Annotated in this window: 18 protein-coding genes, 1 tRNA gene and 1 pseudogene; 11 read left to right on the plus strand and 9 right to left on the minus strand. The window is 61.0% G+C overall.

Annotated features, from left to right (window positions below):
• Both B6V76_RS19075 and B6V76_RS20225 read left to right on the plus strand, forming a co-directional pair.
• Positions 1 to 77 (plus strand) — tRNA-Met (locus B6V76_RS19075).
• A 247-nt stretch (positions 78 to 324) separates the two neighbouring features.
• Positions 325 to 522 (plus strand): hypothetical protein, encoded by a 198-nt coding sequence (locus tag B6V76_RS20225; protein WP_240497911.1) that lies wholly within the window; start codon positions 325 to 327, stop codon positions 520 to 522.
• 138 nt (positions 523 to 660) lie between these two features.
• On the opposite strand, the pseudogene B6V76_RS20230 reads toward B6V76_RS20225, so the two are convergent.
• The 4 genes and pseudogenes from B6V76_RS20230 to B6V76_RS19095 form a co-directional block, all read right to left on the minus strand.
• A pseudogene (locus tag B6V76_RS20230) lies at positions 661 to 1,728 on the minus strand (recombinase family protein); the annotation flags it as partial.
• A gap of 436 nt (positions 1,729 to 2,164) precedes the next feature.
• Entirely contained in the window at positions 2,165 to 4,327 is a 2,163-nt protein-coding gene (locus tag B6V76_RS19085) for an AAA family ATPase (RefSeq protein WP_088728257.1), read from the minus strand.
• Between the two features lie 82 nt (positions 4,328 to 4,409).
• Positions 4,410 to 5,411 carry a GIY-YIG nuclease family protein gene (locus tag B6V76_RS19090; protein ID WP_088728258.1) on the minus strand — a complete coding sequence of 334 codons (1,002 nt, stop codon included), beginning with the start codon at positions 5,409 to 5,411 and terminating at the stop codon, positions 4,410 to 4,412.
• A gap of 140 nt (positions 5,412 to 5,551) precedes the next feature.
• Positions 5,552 to 6,052, minus strand: a complete 501-nt coding sequence (locus B6V76_RS19095; protein ID WP_088728259.1) for a hypothetical protein — start codon at positions 6,050 to 6,052, stop codon at positions 5,552 to 5,554.
• A gap of 118 nt (positions 6,053 to 6,170) precedes the next feature.
• On the opposite strand from B6V76_RS19095, the gene B6V76_RS19775 reads away from it, so the two are divergent.
• Both B6V76_RS19775 and B6V76_RS19100 read left to right on the plus strand, forming a co-directional pair.
• Complete coding sequence (locus B6V76_RS19775; RefSeq protein ID WP_240497912.1) at positions 6,171 to 6,347, plus strand: ribbon-helix-helix protein, CopG family; 177 nt, start codon at positions 6,171 to 6,173, stop codon at positions 6,345 to 6,347.
• A 505-nt stretch (positions 6,348 to 6,852) separates the two neighbouring features.
• Positions 6,853 to 7,920 carry an IS110 family transposase gene (locus tag B6V76_RS19100; protein ID WP_088728260.1) on the plus strand — a complete coding sequence of 356 codons (1,068 nt, stop codon included), beginning with the start codon at positions 6,853 to 6,855 and terminating at the stop codon, positions 7,918 to 7,920.
• 300 nt (positions 7,921 to 8,220) lie between these two features.
• Here B6V76_RS19100 and B6V76_RS19105 read toward each other — a convergent pair whose 3' ends face one another.
• Both B6V76_RS19105 and B6V76_RS19110 read right to left on the minus strand, forming a co-directional pair.
• Positions 8,221 to 8,607: a nuclear transport factor 2 family protein gene (locus B6V76_RS19105; protein WP_088728261.1), complete on the minus strand. Its 387-nt coding sequence runs from the start codon at positions 8,605 to 8,607 to the stop codon at positions 8,221 to 8,223.
• Between the two features lie 476 nt (positions 8,608 to 9,083).
• The gene (locus tag B6V76_RS19110; RefSeq protein ID WP_088728262.1) at positions 9,084 to 9,746 is read right to left on the minus strand and encodes a metalloregulator ArsR/SmtB family transcription factor; all 663 of its coding nucleotides are present in this window, start codon (positions 9,744 to 9,746) and stop codon (positions 9,084 to 9,086) included.
• Positions 9,747 to 9,831: 85 nt separating this feature from the next.
• Here B6V76_RS19110 and B6V76_RS19115 point away from each other — a divergent pair, with 85 nt between their 5' ends.
• The 3 genes from B6V76_RS19115 to B6V76_RS19130 all read left to right on the plus strand — a co-directional run bounded on the left by B6V76_RS19115 (position 9,832) and on the right by B6V76_RS19130 (position 12,609).
• Positions 9,832 to 10,683 carry a sterol desaturase family protein gene (locus B6V76_RS19115; RefSeq protein ID WP_088728263.1) on the plus strand — a complete coding sequence of 284 codons (852 nt, stop codon included), beginning with the start codon at positions 9,832 to 9,834 and terminating at the stop codon, positions 10,681 to 10,683.
• Between the two features lie 140 nt (positions 10,684 to 10,823).
• On the plus strand, positions 10,824 to 11,540 hold the full coding sequence (locus B6V76_RS19120) for a DUF1499 domain-containing protein (protein ID WP_088728264.1): 717 nt from the start codon (positions 10,824 to 10,826) through the stop codon (positions 11,538 to 11,540).
• 307 nt (positions 11,541 to 11,847) lie between these two features.
• On the plus strand, positions 11,848 to 12,609 hold the full coding sequence (locus B6V76_RS19130; RefSeq protein ID WP_088728266.1) for a glutaredoxin: 762 nt from the start codon (positions 11,848 to 11,850) through the stop codon (positions 12,607 to 12,609).
• A 371-nt stretch (positions 12,610 to 12,980) separates the two neighbouring features.
• Here the strand turns inward: B6V76_RS19130 and B6V76_RS19135 are convergent, their stop codons facing one another.
• On the minus strand, positions 12,981 to 13,304 hold the full coding sequence (locus B6V76_RS19135; protein ID WP_088728267.1) for an SHOCT domain-containing protein: 324 nt from the start codon (positions 13,302 to 13,304) through the stop codon (positions 12,981 to 12,983).
• Positions 13,305 to 13,558: 254 nt separating this feature from the next.
• Between B6V76_RS19135 and B6V76_RS19140 the strand changes: the two genes are divergently transcribed.
• The 4 genes from B6V76_RS19140 to B6V76_RS19155 are packed head-to-tail and all read left to right on the plus strand — an operon-like array spanning position 13,559 to position 16,960.
• Positions 13,559 to 16,054, plus strand: coding sequence for a heavy metal translocating P-type ATPase (locus B6V76_RS19140; RefSeq protein WP_141104953.1), 2,496 nt, complete (start codon positions 13,559 to 13,561; stop codon positions 16,052 to 16,054).
• 30 nt (positions 16,055 to 16,084) lie between these two features.
• Complete coding sequence (locus B6V76_RS19145; protein WP_078520077.1) at positions 16,085 to 16,480, plus strand: DUF302 domain-containing protein; 396 nt, start codon at positions 16,085 to 16,087, stop codon at positions 16,478 to 16,480.
• Positions 16,481 to 16,509: 29 nt separating this feature from the next.
• A complete protein-coding gene (locus tag B6V76_RS19150; protein WP_088728268.1) occupies positions 16,510 to 16,713 on the plus strand; it encodes a cation transporter in 204 nt (67 codons plus the stop codon).
• 1 nt (position 16,714) lies between these two features.
• A complete protein-coding gene (locus tag B6V76_RS19155) occupies positions 16,715 to 16,960 on the plus strand; it encodes a glutaredoxin family protein (protein ID WP_078571829.1) in 246 nt (81 codons plus the stop codon).
• A 66-nt stretch (positions 16,961 to 17,026) separates the two neighbouring features.
• Here B6V76_RS19155 and B6V76_RS19160 read toward each other — a convergent pair whose 3' ends face one another.
• Together B6V76_RS19160 and B6V76_RS19165 are read right to left on the minus strand one after the other, a co-directional pair.
• Positions 17,027 to 17,413: a DUF302 domain-containing protein gene (locus tag B6V76_RS19160; RefSeq protein ID WP_088728269.1), complete on the minus strand. Its 387-nt coding sequence runs from the start codon at positions 17,411 to 17,413 to the stop codon at positions 17,027 to 17,029.
• Positions 17,414 to 17,441: 28 nt separating this feature from the next.
• Positions 17,442 to 18,827: an MBL fold metallo-hydrolase gene (locus B6V76_RS19165; protein ID WP_088728270.1), complete on the minus strand. Its 1,386-nt coding sequence runs from the start codon at positions 18,825 to 18,827 to the stop codon at positions 17,442 to 17,444.
• Between the last annotated feature and the right edge of the window lie 51 nt (positions 18,828 to 18,878).

Genomic DNA, 18,878 nt, shown 5'->3' on the forward strand with positions numbered 1-18,878 from the left:
CGCGGGATGGAGCAGCCCGGTAGCTCGTCAGGCTCATAACCTGAAGGTCGTAGGTTCAAATCCTACTCCCGCAACCAACGAAGTCGACACCCCGCCCACACCAAGGCGGGGTTTGTCATTTGTGCCATCCCCCAATCCCAAGATCGCGCCTAGTTCCCCATAGAGCTCAATCACATGGCCGCCGGGTGCGTTCGGGTCCGCGTGCAGGACGATCTGCTCGATGAGCCCGCGTAGGATGGCCGTCGCCTCGCTGCGGCTATCGCTGTCATTGAGCGCAGCTGTCAGATCTTCCACTTTGCTGCGGTAGACCGCGGCAAGCGCCGGGTGGATGATGACGGGATCGGGCGTTGGTATCGTGGCGAGCGTGTTCCGGAGCGCGCGTTGCTCGGCCTCCAACTCATCCAGACGTTCCTTCATGCTCGCGTGGAACATACCGGCCATGATCGCTTTCACGAGATTTTCTATCTCGCCGTCAATCTGTGCGAGGCGCTGTTCCGAAGTCTGGCGTGCGTGCTCTGCTGAGCGTTGCTCCTTGCGCATCTCCTGTTGGAACTCCGCGACAAATTCCGCGATCAGGTCCGGGTGCATGAGATGTGCCTTGAGCCCTTCGAGGACGCGCGCTTCGACGTCGTCTCGACGGATCAACGCAAGATTGGCGCAGGTCCCCCGGTTGCGGGCAGCGGAGCAGCCATATTTGACCTTGTTGACGAGAATATAGTTCGCACCGCAGCAGCCGCATTTGAGCAGACCCGAGAAAAGGTGCGTGGGGCGCCTTGCGGCACCGAACGCGTTCGGTCGATCATCGGCATTGATGGCGGCTCGAACGCCCTCCTGGATCTCTTTCACGCGCCCCCATAGATCGTCATCGATGATCCGCAGATCTGGAACATCATCGATAACCCATTGTTCGGGAGGATTAAGTCGAGCCTGCCGCTTCCCTGTCGAAGGATCCTTGATGAACCGTTGCCGGTTCCAGACACGTCGACCTATATAGAGTTCGTTATTTAGAATTCCTGTGCCCCGTTTGCGATTGCCCGAGATCGTCGAGAACGACCAGGTTCCAGCGGTTTTGCCCTTCGCGGCACGCGGGGCAGGGACGTTGCGCTCATTCAATTCGAATGCAATCGCCCGCGCACTCTCTCCAGCAGCAAAGCGTTCGAAGATATGGCGCACGATGGCAGCCTCGGTCGGCTCGATTACGAGATCGCCCGTGCTGAGAGAGCCATCGGGCAGAGCGTTTCGATCGAGGCGATAGCCGAAGCTGAGGCCTCCCGCTGACTTGCCTTGCCTGACGCGTCCCTCGAGGCCGCGATGGGTCTTCTGGGCGAGCTGGCGCAGAAACAAGGCTGACATCGTTCCACCAAGACCAATGTGCATCTCGTTGATCTCACCTTCGGCTTTCGTGTGAATTGCCACGCCGAGGAAACGCATCCGCTTGTGCAGTCCTGCGATATGTTCCTGGTCGCGCGACAGGCGGTCGAGGCTTTCCGCGACGAGCACCTCGAACTCGCCTCTCACGGCCGCACTCTGCATCTCTTGAAAGCCGGCGCGCAGGTGCGTGGCGCCGCTGATCGCCTCGTCATGAAAGACGCTCACAACCTGCCAGCCCCGCTCTTCGCAGAGCTTGCGGCATAGGCGCACCTGGTCGGTGATTGAGGCTGCCGATTGAAGATCGGTCGAATATCGGGCGTAGATCGCAGCTCGAAGCGGCTGGAATGTGCTCATCATTCACTCCTCGCGTTGGGAACGTTGATATTCGCGTGCCGCCTGTCGTGCGAGAAGCTTCGCAAGTTCCTTGAAGGAGGGATGACACGTTTGATCGCCGTGGGCTTGAGACGATTGCATGCCAGCGCCATCCGGCGCCGAAGGCGCCTGATGGCATTGGGCATGACGTCTCTGATCTCGTGCCATAGGCCGAGTTGCTCCTTACGCCAGCGCGCTTTGCGGTGACGATCTCGATGGGGTCTGATCTGGGCTGGGAGGCCCATGCGGGTGATTGGAACATCATAAGTCATGCGGGGGTCTCATTCATGGGTAAGCGCTTCGTAATCCACAGAAATCAGCATCTTGGGCCTGTTTGGGGGCTTGGAAGTGCTGATATCGACCAAGATTGCGTAATCTTGGTCGAACATGGCTGGTAGGTGCGGCGAGCGGGAAGAAGCGATCACGCAAACGGCGCGATCTCGTTCGTCCTCCGTTCCGAGCGCGAGGACTGCGAACGCCGATCCGAATTGGGGCTCAAAAGTCGTGCAAGCTCCTGTTCACCCAGTTCCCGGCGCTCGCACAGCTCGCGCGCCGCAGCTTCGAGACGGTCTCGTTGTGCTTCCAGCAACGCGTCTGCACGCCGCTCGGCTGTTTCCAGCCGCTTGCGGACTTTCGCGTAAACGTGCGGATTGCGGAGAGTCACTTCGTCGATGCCATCGAGCCAGACATGGCCGTGGTGACCCAAGCCGAACCGCGTCTCGATGTCGATGCAGCGGCGTGTTGCCAGCGCGAGATCGGACTCCGCGGAGCCGCCGGCCCCGGCCGAGACCTCGCCAAGCATCAGACGTTCGGCGGCGCGTCCGGCGAGCAGGAAGGTCAGTTCGTCCTCGATATCTGAAAGGGTCTGGATCGCTCGGGCCGGTTTCGGGTGCGCCTCGCCCCCGCCGTCGCGGCGGATCAACACGCGACTGATGGTGCCGAGACCCAGTTGAGTGAAGGCAATTGCATGGCCGATCTCATGGATTGCTGTGCGCCAGATCACCGCCGGGTCCGATTGCTGAAGGCCGCCGATCTGTCGGCGCAGATCGTGGAGTTCGAGCAGCCTCTTTTCTGCACGCGCCGAGCTTTTCGCCGCACGGATCGCGGCATCGAGATCGGCTGCGCTCATCCCCACGGCGGCTTGGGCAAGCGAGCGCAGCTGGTCGTCGGATAGATCGACATGTGCGCGAAGGACGCCGGTGAGCGTGGCTGCATCGGGGAGAGGCACAGCGACGTGCAGATCGAACCGACCGGGCCGCAGGATTGCGGGGTCGAGCGCGTTGCGGTCATTCGTTGCGCCGACAATGACGACGCCCTCTGCACGCGCGGTGGCGTCGATCTCGGCCAAGAAGGTGTTGATGACCTGGCGGCGATATTCGCGGTTATGGCGGTCGGGCGCCCAGCGGGAGCCGGCGGCGTCGATCTCGTCGACGAACAGGACTGAAGGGGCGGCGTTGCGCGCCTCCTCGAAGCTCGCGCGCATCGCAGCCAGCATCTTGCCTAGATGACCCTCAGCTTGCCATTCGCCGAAGCTTGCGGAGACGAAGTTCACATCAGCCGAGTTGCCCATGGCGCGCGCGAGGTAGGTCTTGCCCGTGCCGGGCGGACCGAAGAGCAGGAGCGATCGCGTCAGGTCAGTCCAGGCGACTTCGCCGCTTTGCCAGAGGGCTAAATCGTCGACGATACGCCGAGCGGCAATCAGCGCCTCGCCGTCGCCGGTCATGTCGGCGAGAGCCGGGCCCTGTGGCGAGGTAGCGGGCTTCGGAAGAGCCCGCGTGATCCGACGCGCGGCGTCCTCGGCGTTCGGCGCACGCAGGGCGAAGCTCAGCGCGGCGGCACCGATTGCGTCGAACTCGGCCTCGCTCGGCAGCAAGGCAGGGAGATTGGCAAGGTCCAAGGGCGCGTAGGTCAGATGGAGCAGCGCTAGGATGATCTGGCGCGACAGCGGCGCGAGCTTGAGAGGGGCAGGCAGCGCCTCCGCAAGCGCGTCGGGCAACGCGGTTTCGTCAGGCATGAGAATGAGCAGCGGCTCGGAGCCCTCAAACAGTTCCTCGATCTCGGGAATGATATCGGACCGCAGCATCTCGCCGAGGGTGTGGATCGACAGATCTTTGTGTTGCTTCAGTCGTTTCAACGGATGCAGCGCGATCTCTCGATCGGCGGGCAGGAAATGGTCTTTGAGGACGGTGGTGGCATCGGCCAGTTCCGACCGCGACGCGCCGGTCATCAGCGTGACCGCGCCGGGCTCGAACAGGGCATCGATACGACCTTGCGTTTCGAAGGTCGCGGCCAGCCGCAGGATGAGCGCGAGCTCGGTCGGGCGCAGGCCTGCGACTTTGGGGGCGTCCCAGAGCGAGCGTGCGTCGATATTTGTGGCAGGTGCCGAAGTCGCGCGCTGCTCTGTGTCGAGAGCGTCGAGATGGTCGCCGATCAGGGCAGCCTGATCCTCGGGGTCGAGCCCGGTGAGGTCGGGGGGAGAGATTGGGGCGACGCTGTCAGGCGATTGTGTCTGAGCCAGCGCGCGGAGCGCAAGGGCAGCCCAGGACGGATTGGTCAGCGACGGTGCGAGAGATGTTTGGGTCATGGCAGGGTCCTGTGGGCATGTAGGGGCAGGGCGGTCCCGCGAGGCGCGGGACCGTTTGGGTCATTTGAAGGAGCGATGGGGCTTAGGGGCGCGCGCGCCGCATCCGTTTGGAGCGCGATCGGCTGCGGATCCGGCTTCGCTCGGCTGCGCGTCTTTCCTTACGTTGGAGGCGATGCATCTGGCGCAGGATCGTTGCTTCAAGGCCCGCCCGATAAAGCTCGGATTTGACCTTGAGTAGATCAGTGAACTCCTCCGGCGGCACCAAATCGTCGGGGAACTCCGTCGCCAGCCATTTATGCAGCCGTTTTTCGACGCGTTGCGCGTGGCGTCCGCTGCGCATCGGCACCTTGAGCAGTAACTCGCGCGGCAAGTCTGGATTGCGGTGGAGCTGGTATTTCAATCGAGATTCGGGGTTGCGCGAGAAGCCGACTTTCACCGCTTCGGTCCCGGTTTCGAGCGCAAATTTCATCGCATATAGATAGCTCGGCCCCGTCGACCAGTTCTCGCCGCACCCGGGACAAGTGAAACGCCCGGTCTGCATATTGTTACGGAAGATCCGTGCCTCGGTTCCGCACCCCTCGGCGTGGCGATAAATTCGGCATTGGGCATCACCCTTCGGATCGCGACCGATGAGTTCCCAGCCTTTCTGAATGGCCTCCTCTTGTTCCCGTGCGTGGTGGCAGATCTCGCAGCGCGCTTCGACCTCTGCGCGCGCCATACGTTCAATGAAGGTGAACTGACGTCGGATTTCGTGACCACATTCCGCCCGATAGAAAGCGTAGTGCCGGTGCTTTGGATCGCGGCGCAGAAACTCTACGCCCGCGTCTTTCGCGGTCTCACGCCAGCGCGCCTCAATGCAATGTGGACAGCCGGGCTGGAAGTTGAGCAAGACATAGTAACGGCTGACGTGAAGGCCTCCGCAGGTTTTGCATTCCAGAGCGAGGCTATTCTTGTCTCTGACGCGGGCCACCACGCGGTAGCCCTTGCTTTCTGCGGCATCACTCCAGCGCTTATGGATTTGGCCGGGTTGGACGATATGGTTCTCGCCCCGGATTTGCAGAACGGTTTTGTTCGTTTGGGTCATATGAGACCCTCCTTTGAATGCGTAGGGAGAAGCGGGCGCAGTGAACTGCGCACGTGGTTTGTAATGTTTTGGAGGGTATGCAGGCCCAGTCTCGACCGAGTTTCTCGGTCGAGATCAAAGAGCGCTGCTACTTCAGTCGATCAGTGAGAAGCCGTCGCCGTATCGGGCGCGGTCTGATCAACCGAGTAAAGGTCGAGAAACTGATCGAATAAAATGAGCGTCCGCTTGAGCAGGTCGTTCACATGCCGATCACCCGGGCGCTTTTCCTTGATGAGCAGCTCGTTTCCGCGACAGCGGACGAGATCGCGAAAGCGATCGCGTTGTGCGCCGGACTCGTCGAGCATCGCCAGGCTCAGGCCAAACACGATCAATTTCAAAGGTTTTTCGACCGGGAGACGGGGCGCTTCGGCGAGCATCTCGCGTTGAAGCCGGAACATGTCTTCTTGGGCCTGCGCGGAGGCGTTCTCCCAGTGGCTGAAGGCCGGCTCCCAGCTTTGGGTTTCAGCAAGGTAGTGCTCGTAGTCAAGGAAATCCGCGAGCGCTTCTAGAAAATACGGGAAGCGCGTAAGGATTGGGGCGGTGGTTTCCTCAGATCCGTCTTCATTCCGGATGAACTGAATGATATTCGAGATGATAGCCATGGTTCTCTCCCGTGCTGAGATGGCTGTGGTCAGAGCGTTGGCAGGAGTTGCAGCTCTTGCCTTCGCTCGTCAAATGTGACATTGCAACGTTATTAAGTCAACAAAAAGAAGCGTTGAAATGGAAAAAAAGAAGATGGGACGCCCGCGCGTCGATACCGAGGCTGTGACTCTTCGCCTGCCGCGAGAAATGCTCCAGGCACTCGATGATCGAAGAAAGCTGGAAGACGACCTGCCGTCTCGACCTGAGATGATCCGGCGTCTACTTTCTAAAGCTCTTGCTGAGCCAGAGGGCTGAGACAGTCGCCGGTCAACATCGAATGATACGGCTGTCGTGATTGTGGATGCCTGGACGCTGGAGCGCCGAGGTATCTTATTCCCGAACACAGAGTTCCGCCGATGTCTTCGGTGACAGTTCTGTCGGTTTTTCGATCTCTCGACGTTTTTGATGCGCGGTGCGAGCTTGCAAGCGTTCTGATGGGAGGGCTTGGCGCGGTTTCCTTGACACTGAGCCAGCCCTCCCGCTCAGTTTTTTGGTGGAGCTTTCTTAGTAAGTCATGACCTGCACAGCAAGGGCTCGCCAGGCCGCCACGAGCGCAACTGGATGATCTGAGGCTGCAAAAAAAGAGCTGCGCGGGAAGCCAGCATTCGGTAGGCCTTGCGAGCGCGTTTCTAAACAGCCTCGGCCCATAGCCGTCACTGGCCACGGGGGCGGCGAAGGTCCGCTAATGGGATGTGTCGGTTGCTTCCCCACCGTTGGGTTATCCTTAACCGGGATCAACCGCGCACCAGGAGAAGCAGCTATGTGTTCAAAGAAGACAGGAGACATCGAAAACCTCGCCGTCGTCGGGATCGACATCGGGAAGGATACGTTTCACATGGTCGGGTTCGACCGGTCCGGCCAGTTAGTCATGCGGAAACAGATCAAGCGCTTGGCCCTGAACGCCACGTTCGCGCAACTCCCACGCTGCATTGTGGGAATGGAGGCTTGCCTCAGTGCCCATTTTGTCAGCCGAACGCTGCGGGGCATGGAGTTCGAACCGCGGATCATACCGGCGATCTACGTGAAGCCGTTCAACAAGGGGCAGAAGAACGATTACAATAACGCCGAGGCGATCGCGGAGGCCGCGTTGCGTCCCAACCTTCGGACCGTTTCAGAGAAGGACCAAGATCAGCTCGACCTTCAGGCCCTGCATCGGGTCCGGGCACGGCTGGTTTCGCGGCGCACCGCCACAATCAACCAGATCAGGGCCTTTCTGATCGAACAGGGCATCACTGTCAGGTCGGGACTTCGGGCGCTGAAAAACTCCTTCGAGGCGATCCTCGAACAGCGACGGGATGAGATATCGCCCCGGATGCGCGGCATCCTTATCGGGCTCTATGGCGACTGGCTCTGGCTGGACAAACGAATCGAGGATGTCTCTGGCGAGATCGAAGAGATCAGCCGCACCGAGGAGAACTGCGCCAACATCATGACGATCCCCGGCATCGGCCCGATGATCTCGACTGCGATGGTCGCGGCTGTCGGCCAAGGCGAGGCCTTCGACCGAGGGCGCGATTTCGCGGCATGGGTGGGCCTGGTGCCCCGACAATTCAGCACAGGCGGCCGCACCATTCTCGGTAGGATCACCAAGCGCGGCAGTCGTTATCTGAGAATGCTGTTCGTGCAAGCGGCGAAAGTGATCATGATGCGGCCACACCGATGGTCCGACTTCAGTTTCGACCCGTGGCTGACCGAAGCGGTGGCACGCATGCCGCGAAACAAGGCGGCCATCGCACTTGCCAACAAGCTCGCTCGAACCGCCCGGAGCATTCTGCGCAATGGCACCCGGCTCGACGCGCCAAAAGACGCGACCATGGAAGCGATCTGACGCCTTCCAAGGTCACCAAGGAGTTCGCGACAGAGATAACAGCATGGAGCGGAGAAAATACGCCCCCAGAGTTTGACGGCCCTAAAGGTCAATAACGACCTATCCGCTAATGAGACCACGGCGCGTGCGTAACCCCACCAAGGCCACGGCCCGCGAGCCGATCAACAGGCCGGATACATATGAGCGATTTCCAAAATCGTGCTTTTTTCTCGATTGCGAACAGCAGCCGACACATACATTGGGCCGATTGCGGTCATTGAGGCCCGAGTGCATCCAATTACACTCGGGCGCATTGATCGCTTACTTGATCCTGAGATTATTGAAGTCCTGCCGCAGCGGTGCGGTGTCATAGATGATAGTCAACTTCTTGAATCGATCTCGCGCATCGTTCAGTTCGAACACATCAACACATTCGAACGATACCAGCTTACCGTCAGCCAAGGTCCACTCGTATCGGAAGTGGAGAGCAACAGATTTCGACGTTTCGGAAGTGTCGAACACATTCAGCAACGAGGTCTCCGACTTGTTCGTATCTTTGAAAAGATCAGCATAGAAATCAAAGGCATCGAGCACCCCATAGAGCGGGGATACAACCTTTGCGTCGTCGCTGAAGAGGGCGCGCACATCCGCGAGATTTCCCTCGTTCAGGGCTTTTAGATAGTCGGTGCAAAGCTGTCTGGTCGTCATTTTAAGCTCCATTGAAAGAGCCGCGACCGGGGGAATCCGAAAAAGCAAACCGCCCAATCACGGCGGTTTGGATCAGCAACACTCATCCACCGCCTTAGGAGCGGCGGTAATAGGTGCCTTGAGCAAGCTTGATATGCTGACTGATCATGTTCGGGCTGATATCACTGGCGGTGCCAGAAGACAATTGGTGTTCGGCCAAATTGCCGCTTTGTCCGCTTTCCAGTCGTTGAGTCCAGCTGCAGCAAACGGCCGCTTCCCGCCCTTCCTGCTTCGGCGCAGTGAACGGCCCAAACCCGACATTCGAGCATCGCGTAGAGTCGGTCAGCAGGCGGTCCGTAGCAGACACTAAGCTGAGGTTGCTTCCACCATAAGATCTCATGTGAAGTCTGGGCGAGTCATCATGGCATTTCGAAAGGCCTCGCACGCAGTGCGCTCACATAGTCAGATCGACCCGTAGCGGCATCGGCCTTTGTAAATCAGGATGTCGACCGAATGGTTCGACCGTCTTCGCGCCATTCAGGCAGACCGCCGTCGAGACGACGGGCATTGAAACCATTCTTGCGCAAGAACGCCACGGCTTGGTGGGCGTAGACGCAGTATGGACCACGACAATAGGCCACAATTTCGGTGTTCCGGTCGAAGTCCGTCAGGAACTTGTCCAGCTCCGTCACGGCCATGTTGAGCGCGCCCGGGATATGGGCATCGGCGAATTCGTCGGCGGGGCGCATGTCGAGGACGGTCACCGACCCTTCACTCAGTCGAGCGGCAAGCTCGTCGCGGTTGATCGGTTCCGGCGCGTCTTCGCCGTTCGATAGCCCGCGCAGGATCTCCCCAACCTGTGCGAGGTTCCTTTCGGCCACATCGCCCAAAATTCCCAACAACGTCAGCGTCCTCGCGTCGGTCAGCCTGTAGATTATCGCCTTGCCGTCGCGCCGATTGGTGACAAGGCCAGCGCGCCGCAATTGTTGCAAATGCTGCGAACAGTTCGCGACAGTGAGCCCGGTTTTTTCCGCAAGCGCCTCTACCCTGCGCTCGCTCTGGGCGAGCTGCTCAAGAAGCATAAGGCGTGCGGGGGTCGACAAGGCCCGCGCGACAAGGGCGTATTCTTCGAGAAGGGCCATCTTCGGGCTAATTGACATGGGCTGCCTCGGGATACTACATCATTCAATCGAATAATTGAATGATAGCGAATCCAGCCTGCGTCACAAGAGAAAAGCCGAACGCATGACCGAAACGATCCTCTCTGCCGAGCCGACCATCCGATTTGCCGCTTTCCTGGGCGTGTTGGCGGCGCTGGCGTTGTGGGAGGTCGCGGCCCCCCGGCGGCGCAGAGAGATACCGCGCCTGATCCGTTGGACGAACAATATCGCCCTGGTCTTTTTGGACACGGTGATCCTGCGCCTGGCATTCCCGATCCTCGCAGTCGGATTGGCCGTCATGGCCGAGGACCGTGGTTGGGGGCTGTTCAACAATCTGGAGTGGCCGACTTGGGCGGCCATCCTTGTTTCGATGCTGGTGTTCGATTTGGCGATCTACCTTCAGCATGTCATGTTGCACGCGGTTCCCGGACTTTGGCGGCTGCATAGGATGCACCATGCCGATCTCGACTTCGACGCCACGACGGGCCTGCGGTTCCATCCGCTGGAAATCCTGATCTCGATGGGGATCAAGCTGGCGGTGGTCGCGGCGCTCGGGCCGCCTGCGGTCGCGGTGCTGCTGTTCGAGGTGATCCTGAATGCGACCGCGCTTTTCAACCACGCTAATATCGATCTGCCGCGTCCGATTGATAGGGTGTTGCGCCTGTTCGTGGTCACCCCCGACATGCATCGCGTCCACCATTCTGTCGATCCGCGCGAGACCAATTCAAACTATGGATTCAACCTGCCTTGGTGGGATCGGCTATTAGGCACCTATGTCGCGCAACCGGCAAGGGGGCATCAGGACATGGAGATCGGGATCGAACAGTTCCGCACGCGCCGTGACCTTTGGATCGACAGGATGCTGCTCCAACCCCTGCGCGGCCCAGCTTCGGGCCATGCTCTCGACCCACGCATCGCGGTGGAGGAAGAGGAATGACCTACATCCTCGGCGTCCGCGAGAACCCGCGCCCCTTTCTTGAACAGCTCTTGCAGGTTATCTTTTCGCCTTTCAGGCGGCCCGTTGATCCTTGGAAACGCCCCCCCGCTTAAATCCCGCCCCCGATAAGGAAGATACAGATGCTTGAATTCATAACGCGACGCCTTGGCTTTGCGACGATCCTTCTGGGCCTTGTGTCGCTTGCGCTTCTTGCTTTGTCCGTCTGGGGCTATCGTGCGGGCGGCTGGCCTTGGCCCCAAGCCTATGAGATCGCCGGTTGGGGTGTCTGGACGGCGTTAGCGGGGGTCGTAGCAGCGCTCGTGACGTTGGCGGGGGCTATCCGCAAGAGGCGCGGTGCCAGCATTGCGCTGATTGGCCTCATCCTGTCATTCCCCGTTGCAGGCCTCGGAGTGGCTTTCGAAATCGCCGCTCGGACGACACCGCCGATAAACGACATCTCGACCGATACCGAAGACCCGCCGGTCTACTGGTTCACCGCGACCCCAACGGACTACCCGGCGCAGAATGCCGAGCCACAACGCTCCGCCTATCCGGACGTGCGCCCGCTGGACCTTCCGATCCCGGTCAAGGATGCATTCGCAGAGGCGTTGACGCTTGTCGAAACGCGTGGCTGGGAGGTTCTCTCGGCCGACCCTGCGGAAAACCAGATCGAAGCCATCGCCCGAAGCCGCGTCTTCGGCTTCGAGGACGAGGTGGCAGTTCGGGTCACCGACATCGAGACAGGCAGCCGCATCGACATGCGGTCACGATCGCGCCTTGGGCAGATCGACCGCGGGGCCAATGCCCGACGCATCAAGGCGTTCCTTACGGAGCTGCAAGCACAAGTCATCGAATAAGAGCGATCGGCAACGGAGTGTGCTCGACGGACTGCTTCGGGGCAGAACACGCAAGGAAATCGAGAGGATGCTCGGGATTTCCGAGTTCACTGTGAGGACATATCAGGAGCGCTTGATGGAGAAATTCGGCGTCGCCAGCCGGGTAGAATTGATCGTCTGCGCGTCTGGCGGGCACCTCCCCTAAGATGAAACATCAAGGCAGCAAAACTGACGCAAGCGTATACGAGCGTTTTCACGGCTATTTCCGGAACCCTCCCGCGCTGCAAGGACGTTAGGAACCAGGTGCCATATTCGCCGGAGGAGACCAATGCCCACTGACGCTCCGCGCAAGACAGCGCAGCTTTACCGAATGGCCATGCCCGGTCATCTCTGCCCTTTCGGGCTCAAGTCAAAGGACCTGCTGGAGAGACAGGGGTTCGATGTCGAGGATCACCTCCTTGAGACGCACGACGAAACCGAGCAATTCAAGCAGCGCCACAGCGTGGAGACCACGCCGCAGACATGGATCGACAACGAGCGCATCGGTGGCTACGACTCCCTGCGCAAATATTTTGGCAAGCCGCTGCGCGAGGACGGGGAGACCACCTACACACCGGTGATCGCGATTTTTGGCGTTGCCTTCCTGATGGCGCTGGCTGTCGGCTGGGCGGCTCTCGGAACCATGCTTAGCGTCCGCGTCCTCGAGTGGTTCATCGCGATCTCGATGACTTTGCTTGGCATCCAGAAACTTCAGGACGTTGAAGGGTTTTCCACGATGTTCCTGAACTATGATTTGCTTGCCCGCCGCTGGGTCAGATACGGGTATCTCTACCCCTTCGCCGAAACTCTCGCCGGGCTGTTGATGATCGCCGGGGCGCTAACGTGGCTTTCTGCGCCGCTGGCTCTGTTCATCGGCACCGTCGGGGCGGTCTCGGTATTCAAGGCAGTTTACATCGACAAACGAGAACTGAAGTGCGCCTGCGTCGGCGGAGGTAGCAACGTGCCCTTGGGGTTTGTATCGCTCACCGAAAACCTCATGATGATCGTCATGGGGCTCTGGATGGGTTTGCGGTTCCTTCTTTCTGTCTGACCAGCTTTCTCGCTCCTAATGTCTGTCCGCGACAAGAAAGCAAGACGGACACGTCCTCGTCAGCACCGGTCGATCACGACATGGGATTCACTAACGACGCCTCGGAGGCATATGCGCGCTCGCACAAGATGCGGAGCCAAGGATGTCGCGGGTGGTTGCGAGCGGCGAAGCCAGCATCGCCGTTACGAACCGCCTCCGGAGCAGACAGCATTGTGGGCTGAAACACAGGGCGACTTGGACCCAGCATCCAGCCCGATGCACCTGCGCCTGAGAATCGAATTTTCTCAGGCGCATGCTCGTGATCCGGCCAGCAAATGGCGCCTGTCTAAAGGCCTCTTCGCTTAGGCTTTACGTGTCCAAGAGTAGAGCTCTTACTCTTCCAGTGCTTTGCGCCGGGCTTGGTATTCCTCGGGGTCGATCTCGCCCTTTGCGAGGCGTTCCTTCAGAACGTCGAGCGCGGTGCTTTGGCTCCGGCTCGGTCCACGTTCCATCAGCCAGCGCACGGCGAGGATCGCAAGGACGATCAAGACGCCCCAGAAAATCACCATCATGCCTATGCCGAAGAAGCCGTAGCCGTCGCCCCACATCATCGGGTGCCCGTAGTAGCCGTCACCGTAAGTGCCGGGCGCGTCAGCTAAAGCCGCATTGGCGGCCAGTGTCGAAAGAAGAGCGGTGTATACAGAAAGTTTGGTCATGTCGGCCTCCGCAGTTTCGTTTCGGGCTCGATACGCCGTTCACATGTCCAGCACTTTGAGCGAGGTCAAAAATGCGCGGTAAAACCGAGCGTTCACCAAACTGTGTTTTCCTTTGACGCACACTCGCCGAGTCACAGCGAAATCCAAAAAATCTATTTCCGGCCCTTGAGCCTCCAGTAACTGGAGGCCCTACATCATCGATACATCCGAGTCGAAAAATCAATTTCGGCTGTGCTGCGATAGGAGAAATCGTCATGGATACCGCTGTTGATCGCTTGCAGGAGTCCCATGCGCTTCCGGCTCTTTCTGTCGATGTCGAGGGTATGACCTGTGCGTCCTGCAGTGCGCGTGTCGAACGCGGCTTGAGGAAGCTTCCCGGCGTTTCCAACGCGGGCGTGAACCTTGCCACCGAACGGGCAGAACTGCATTTCGACCCGAAGCAGATCACCACCGAGCAGATCGTCGAGGCGATACGCGACACCGGTTACACCCCGGTGAGCACGGAGGCTGAACTGTCTATCGAGGGTATGACGTGTGCGTCCTGCGTGGGCCGTGTCGAGCGCGCGTTGAACAAGGCCCCTGGGGTTCTGGAGGCCAGCGTGAACCTTGCCACCGAGCGGGCCAAGGTGCGCTTCTTGCCCGCGATGACTGACGCGGACACGCTCGCTGCAACGGTGGCTGATGCAGGCTATGAGGCCCATCCGGTCGGCGACGCCGCTGAGGCTGCTGAGAGCGACGGGGAGAAGCGCCGTGCGTCATTGCGCGCGATGGGGCGCGACGTGGCGCTGGCGGCAATCCTGGGCGCGGTGATCGTTGTGGTGGGCATGGGGGGGGCATTCGTGCCCGCCTTCGACCGCGCGCTCGCCGCCGCCAGCCCGTTCGCGGGCTTCTGGGGCTGGGTCCAATTCGCTCTGGCCAGCGTTGTGCTTTTCGTGCCGGGGCGTCGCTTTTTCCGGCCCGGGCTAATCGCCTATCGCCACCTGTCGCCCGATATGAACTCGCTGGTCGCGACCGGCACGGGCGCGGCCTGGGCCTACAGCACTCTGGTGCTGCTCGCGCCCGCGCTGTTCCCGCCTGAAGCGCGCCACGTCTATTTCGACAGTGCCGCCGTGGTGATCGCCGCAGTGCTGGGCGGCAAGTATCTGGAGGAGATTGCCAAAGGTCGAACCTCCGCCGCGATCCGCAAGCTGGTGGGGCTCCAAGCCAAAACCGCGCACAGGCTGGATAGTGAGGGCGTCGAAAAGGACGTGCCGGTCGCGCAACTACGCGTCGGCGACCGCCTCGTCGTGCGCCCCGGAGAGCGCATGCCGGTCGATGGCCGGGTGGTCGAGGGCCGTGCTCATGTTGACGAGGCGATGCTGACAGGCGAGCCGCTTCCGGTCGCGAAGACCGAGGGCGACGAGGTCGTCGGCGGCACGGTCGATCAGGACGGACGGTTGGTGATCGAAGCGACTTCGGTCGGCGGTGACACAGTGCTGGCGCAGATCATCAAACTGGTGGAAAGCGCCCAGACCGGCAAGTTGCCGATCCAAGGCCTCGCCGACCGCGTGGTGCGGGTCTTCACGCCCATCGTGCTGGTGATCGCAGCGCTCAGCTTCATCGCTTGGCTATTGATCGGCGGCAACGTCAGCGTGGCCCTCGTTGCAGCGGTGGCGGTGCTGGTCGTTGCCTGCCCCTGCGCGATGGGGTTGGCAACGCCAGCGGCGATCATGGTCGGCACAGGGCGGGCGGCGGAACTGGGGGTGCTCTTCCGCAAGGGTGAGGCGCTTGAAACGCTCTCGCACGTCGACACTGTGCTGTTCGACAAAACCGGCACACTGACCGAAGGTCGACCTATTCTGGTCGACATGGTGGCAGCCGAGCCGGACCGAGCGTTGCGTTTCGCTGCTGCGCTGGAGACCGCGTCCGAGCATCCGCTGGGTCGTGCGATCGTCACCGCCGCGAAGGAAAAGGGACTCGATTTACCCGAGGTGACGGACTTCCGCGCGGTCGCGGGGCACGGCATCGAAGGCCGCATCGACGGCCGGCTGGTGCGGGTCGGCGCGCACCGGTTTTTGGCAAGCCAGGGTGTTGCGCTGGGTGACCTCGACTCCCGCGCGGCCGAGTTGGAGGGCGCGGGACGAACGGTCGTCTATGTTGCGGCCGACGGCGAAGCGCTCGGCCTACTGGCCATTGCCGATCGCGCCAAGCCCGAAGCGAAAGCGGTGGTCGATGCGTTGCGTTCGCGGGGCGTTACCGTGGCGATGGTTACCGGTGACGCCAAGGCGACGGCGCGCGCGGTGGCCGACCAGCTCGGCATCGACGACGTCCATGCGGAAGTGCTGCCGCAGGATAAAGCCAAGGTGGTCACGTCGCTGCAGAGTGAAGGTCATAGCGTTGCCTTCGTCGGCGATGGCATCAACGATGCACCAGCGTTGGCGCAGGCAGATGTCGGCGTCGCTCTGGCGACTGGCACCGACATCGCCATCGAAGCGGCCGACGTTACTTTGACCCGAGGCCAGTTGGGCGAGGTGGTTACCGCACTGAGCGCGGCACGGCACACGCTCGGCAATATCCGCGGCAACCTTTTCTGGGCGTTCTTCTACAACGTCATCCTGATCCCGATCGCCGCCGGGTTGGCTGCGCCTTGGGGCATCAACCTTAACCCAATGGTTGCCGGTGTCGCGATGGGGCTGTCGTCGGTCTTCGTGCTTGGCAACAGCCTGCGCCTGCGCCGCCTGAAAGCGTTCAAGACCGGGGCCGAAGCCTGATCAACCCACTTGAAGAGAGAGGAAAAGACCATGAGCCAATTCACATTCGCTGTCACCAGCCCCGAGGGTTTCGACGCGACGGTCGCACGCGTGACCGAGGCGCTGAAGGACGAGGGCTTCGGCGTGCTGACCACCATCGATGTGGCCGCTACGCTCAAGGCCAAGCTGGGGCTTGAGCGTAGCCCCTATATCATTCTTGGTGCCTGCAATCCGCAGTTCGCCCATCAGGCGCTCGAAGCCGAGCCGGATATTGGTGCCCTGCTGCCCTGCAACGTCGTCGTTCGCGAAGAGGCAGAAGGCAAGGTCGGCGTGCTGTTCATGGACCCGGCGGCAGTGCTTGGCCTGGTCGCAAACGCTGACGTCGATCGCCTTGGCAAAGAGGTCGCCATCAAGCTGCGTCGTGTGGCCGAAACGCTTTCCGCCTGACCTATCAAAACCCAGAAAGGAGACAAAATATGAGCGACATCAATCTCAAGATTACCGGGATGACCTGCGGCCACTGCGTCAAGGCTGCGACCAAGGCGCTGGAAGGTGTAGCGGGCGTCGAAAGCGCCGAGGTTACGCTGGAACCCGGCGGAGCCGTCGTGAAAGGCGTGGCCGAGCCAACGGCGCTCATCGCCGCTGTCAATGAAGAAGGTTACGAAGCCGAGGTGCAGTAGGATGACCGAGGTGCTCGTCTATACCAGCCCTGGCTGCCCTGACTGCGCGGCGGTGAAGCGCTACCTGACCGAGCGTGGCATCGCATTCGACGAACGCGACGTCTCGCGCCCCGGCGTAGCCGAGGAGGCGAAAGCACGCTACGGCGTGCGCGTCGCTCCGATCACCGTCATTGACGGCGTAGCAACCTACGGAACCTTCGCCGACCAGAAGCCGCGTCTTGAAGCGACGTTCAATCGGTCGACTTGAAGTAACGGGCAATCCGTCAAGCGGCGGCGGGCGCAAATCTGCTCCGCCGCCGCATTTTCATTGAACTCAAATCGCCTCAATCGCCTTTTCCAGCATGTCGCGCACTTCGCCCGCGACCGACTTGAGTTGCGGATTGTCGATCGCCGTCATGGAGGCTTCCGGGTCGATTGCGCAGACGAGGATGTCCGAACCGTCCTGGCGCAAAATGACGTTGCAAGGCAGCATTGCGCCGACATTCGGCTCCAGCTGGATCGCCTGATGCGCCATCTTCGGATTGCAGGCGCCGAGGATCAGGTAGCCGGGCATGTCCTCGTCCAGCTTCTTCTTCATCGTGCCCTGCACGTCGATCTCGGTGAGCACGCCGAAGCCCTGTTCCTTGAGAGCCTCGCGGGTCCGGGTGTCGGCCTCTTCGAGCGTGGTATCGGTGAGGCGTTTGTCGATGGTGTAGCTCATGGTGTTGGCTCCTTGAGTTGAAAGCGGTTCAGGTTTCGATCGGGTATTCCTGCGCGGACCATGCGCCGAAGCTGCCCGGCACGGCGGAGACGTTCTTGAACCCGGCACGGTGCAGCAGGCTCGCGGCGACGCTGGCACGGTAGCCGCCCTGACAATAGACCGCATAGTCGGTCGATCGGTCGAGTTGGTCCATCTCGTCTTCCAGCGTGCCGAGGAAATGGTGGATCGCGCCGGGGATATGGCCGCCGTCCCATTCCTCGTCCTTGCGCACGTCGAGCGGGGTCAGATCGCTGCCCTTCAGCGCCTGCACGGTGACCTGCGGGATATGCGCAAGCGGTCGCCCGGAGGTGCGCCACGCGGCGATGCCGCCGTTCAGGTAGCCCGCGAATTTCGTGAAACCCACGCGCCAGAGACGCAGCACGGCCTCGTCGATGTCGGCAGCTTTTTCGCTCACCAAGGCGATGGGCTTGTCGGGATCGAGCATCCAGCCCGCCCAGACCGACAGGATCGGCTGCAGCCCTATGTTGATCGAGCCCTCGATAAAGCCGCCGCCGAAGGCGAGCATGTCGCGGAGATCGACGAGCTGCACGTCATCCTTGGCGATCAGGGCCTCGAACTCCTCCGGGGTCTTGCCGATGCAGCGCGGCCATCCGTGCATCACCTCGGGGCCCGCCGCGTTGACCTTCTTGAGGCGCGGGTAATGCGTCGGCACCGGCGGCGCGTCCTTCGTCATCTCGTCCTTGAAGGCCTGCAGATCGGTGATCTGGACATATTTGTTATGGGCTTTCTCATAGGCAATGCTGGTCGACATCCGGTCGCCGATATTCGGCCCGCAGGCCGAACCCGCGCCGTGGCAGGGGTAGACCAGAACGCCATCGGGCAGCTGCATGTAGAATTCCTGCGTGGTGCGGAACAGGGCCTCGGTCAGTTCCTCGGTCTTGTCGTCGCCCAAGAGGTCGGGGCGTCCGACCGAGTCCACGAAGAAGGCATCGCCGCTGAGCACGCCCCATGGGTCGTCATTGTTCTTCTCGTAGAGCAGGAAGGAGACGTGTTCGGGCGTGTGCCCCGGCGTGTGCCGCGTCTCGAGCGTGAGCTGGCCGAAGGTGAACTTGCCGCCGTCGCGGAGGCCCTCATGTGCGAAGTCATATTCGGCGCCGCCTTCGACGCTGACGCAAAGCCTGGGCGCGCCATCCAGCCGGTCCACCAATTCACGCGCACCCGACAGGAAGTCGGCGTGGATATGGGTCTCGAACACATGGGTGATCGTCAGGCCGAGCGCCTTGGCGCGCTCGATATAGATATCGCAATCCGGGCGAGGATCGACGACCGCGGCGGTGCCGCTGCCGGTGTCGCCCAAGAGGTAGGAGCACTGGGCGATCCCTTCCGCAAGGATCTGTTCAAAACGCATGGTCATGTCATCTGCCTCCGACTTTCCGTCCGTTCGGGATTGCCGGAGGAATGCATG

Source organism: Thioclava sp. IC9, assembly GCF_002213225.1.
In the GTDB taxonomy this organism is placed as follows: domain Bacteria; phylum Pseudomonadota; class Alphaproteobacteria; order Rhodobacterales; family Rhodobacteraceae; genus Thioclava; species Thioclava nitratireducens.

Coding starts and splice junctions, on each gene's coding strand:
- B6V76_RS19085 (WP_088728257.1), bottom strand. CDS start 4,327: ATGACCCAAACATCTCTCGCACCGTCGCTGACCAATCCGTCCTGGGCT.
- B6V76_RS19090 (WP_088728258.1), bottom strand. CDS start 5,411: ATGACCCAAACGAACAAAACCGTTCTGCAAATCCGGGGCGAGAACCAT.
- B6V76_RS19095 (WP_088728259.1), bottom strand. CDS start 6,052: ATGGCTATCATCTCGAATATCATTCAGTTCATCCGGAATGAAGACGGA.
- B6V76_RS19775 (WP_240497912.1), top strand. CDS start 6,171: ATGGAAAAAAAGAAGATGGGACGCCCGCGCGTCGATACCGAGGCTGTG.
- B6V76_RS19100 (WP_088728260.1), top strand. CDS start 6,853: ATGTGTTCAAAGAAGACAGGAGACATCGAAAACCTCGCCGTCGTCGGG.
- B6V76_RS19105 (WP_088728261.1), bottom strand. CDS start 8,607: ATGACGACCAGACAGCTTTGCACCGACTATCTAAAAGCCCTGAACGAG.
- B6V76_RS19110 (WP_088728262.1), bottom strand. CDS start 9,746: ATGTCAATTAGCCCGAAGATGGCCCTTCTCGAAGAATACGCCCTTGTC.
- B6V76_RS19115 (WP_088728263.1), top strand. CDS start 9,832: ATGACCGAAACGATCCTCTCTGCCGAGCCGACCATCCGATTTGCCGCT.
- B6V76_RS19120 (WP_088728264.1), top strand. CDS start 10,824: ATGCTTGAATTCATAACGCGACGCCTTGGCTTTGCGACGATCCTTCTG.
- B6V76_RS19130 (WP_088728266.1), top strand. CDS start 11,848: ATGCCCACTGACGCTCCGCGCAAGACAGCGCAGCTTTACCGAATGGCC.
- B6V76_RS19135 (WP_088728267.1), bottom strand. CDS start 13,304: ATGACCAAACTTTCTGTATACACCGCTCTTCTTTCGACACTGGCCGCC.
- B6V76_RS19140 (WP_141104953.1), top strand. CDS start 13,559: ATGGATACCGCTGTTGATCGCTTGCAGGAGTCCCATGCGCTTCCGGCT.
- B6V76_RS19145 (WP_078520077.1), top strand. CDS start 16,085: ATGAGCCAATTCACATTCGCTGTCACCAGCCCCGAGGGTTTCGACGCG.
- B6V76_RS19150 (WP_088728268.1), top strand. CDS start 16,510: ATGAGCGACATCAATCTCAAGATTACCGGGATGACCTGCGGCCACTGC.
- B6V76_RS19155 (WP_078571829.1), top strand. CDS start 16,715: ATGACCGAGGTGCTCGTCTATACCAGCCCTGGCTGCCCTGACTGCGCG.
- B6V76_RS19160 (WP_088728269.1), bottom strand. CDS start 17,413: ATGAGCTACACCATCGACAAACGCCTCACCGATACCACGCTCGAAGAG.
- B6V76_RS19165 (WP_088728270.1), bottom strand. CDS start 18,827: ATGACCATGCGTTTTGAACAGATCCTTGCGGAAGGGATCGCCCAGTGC.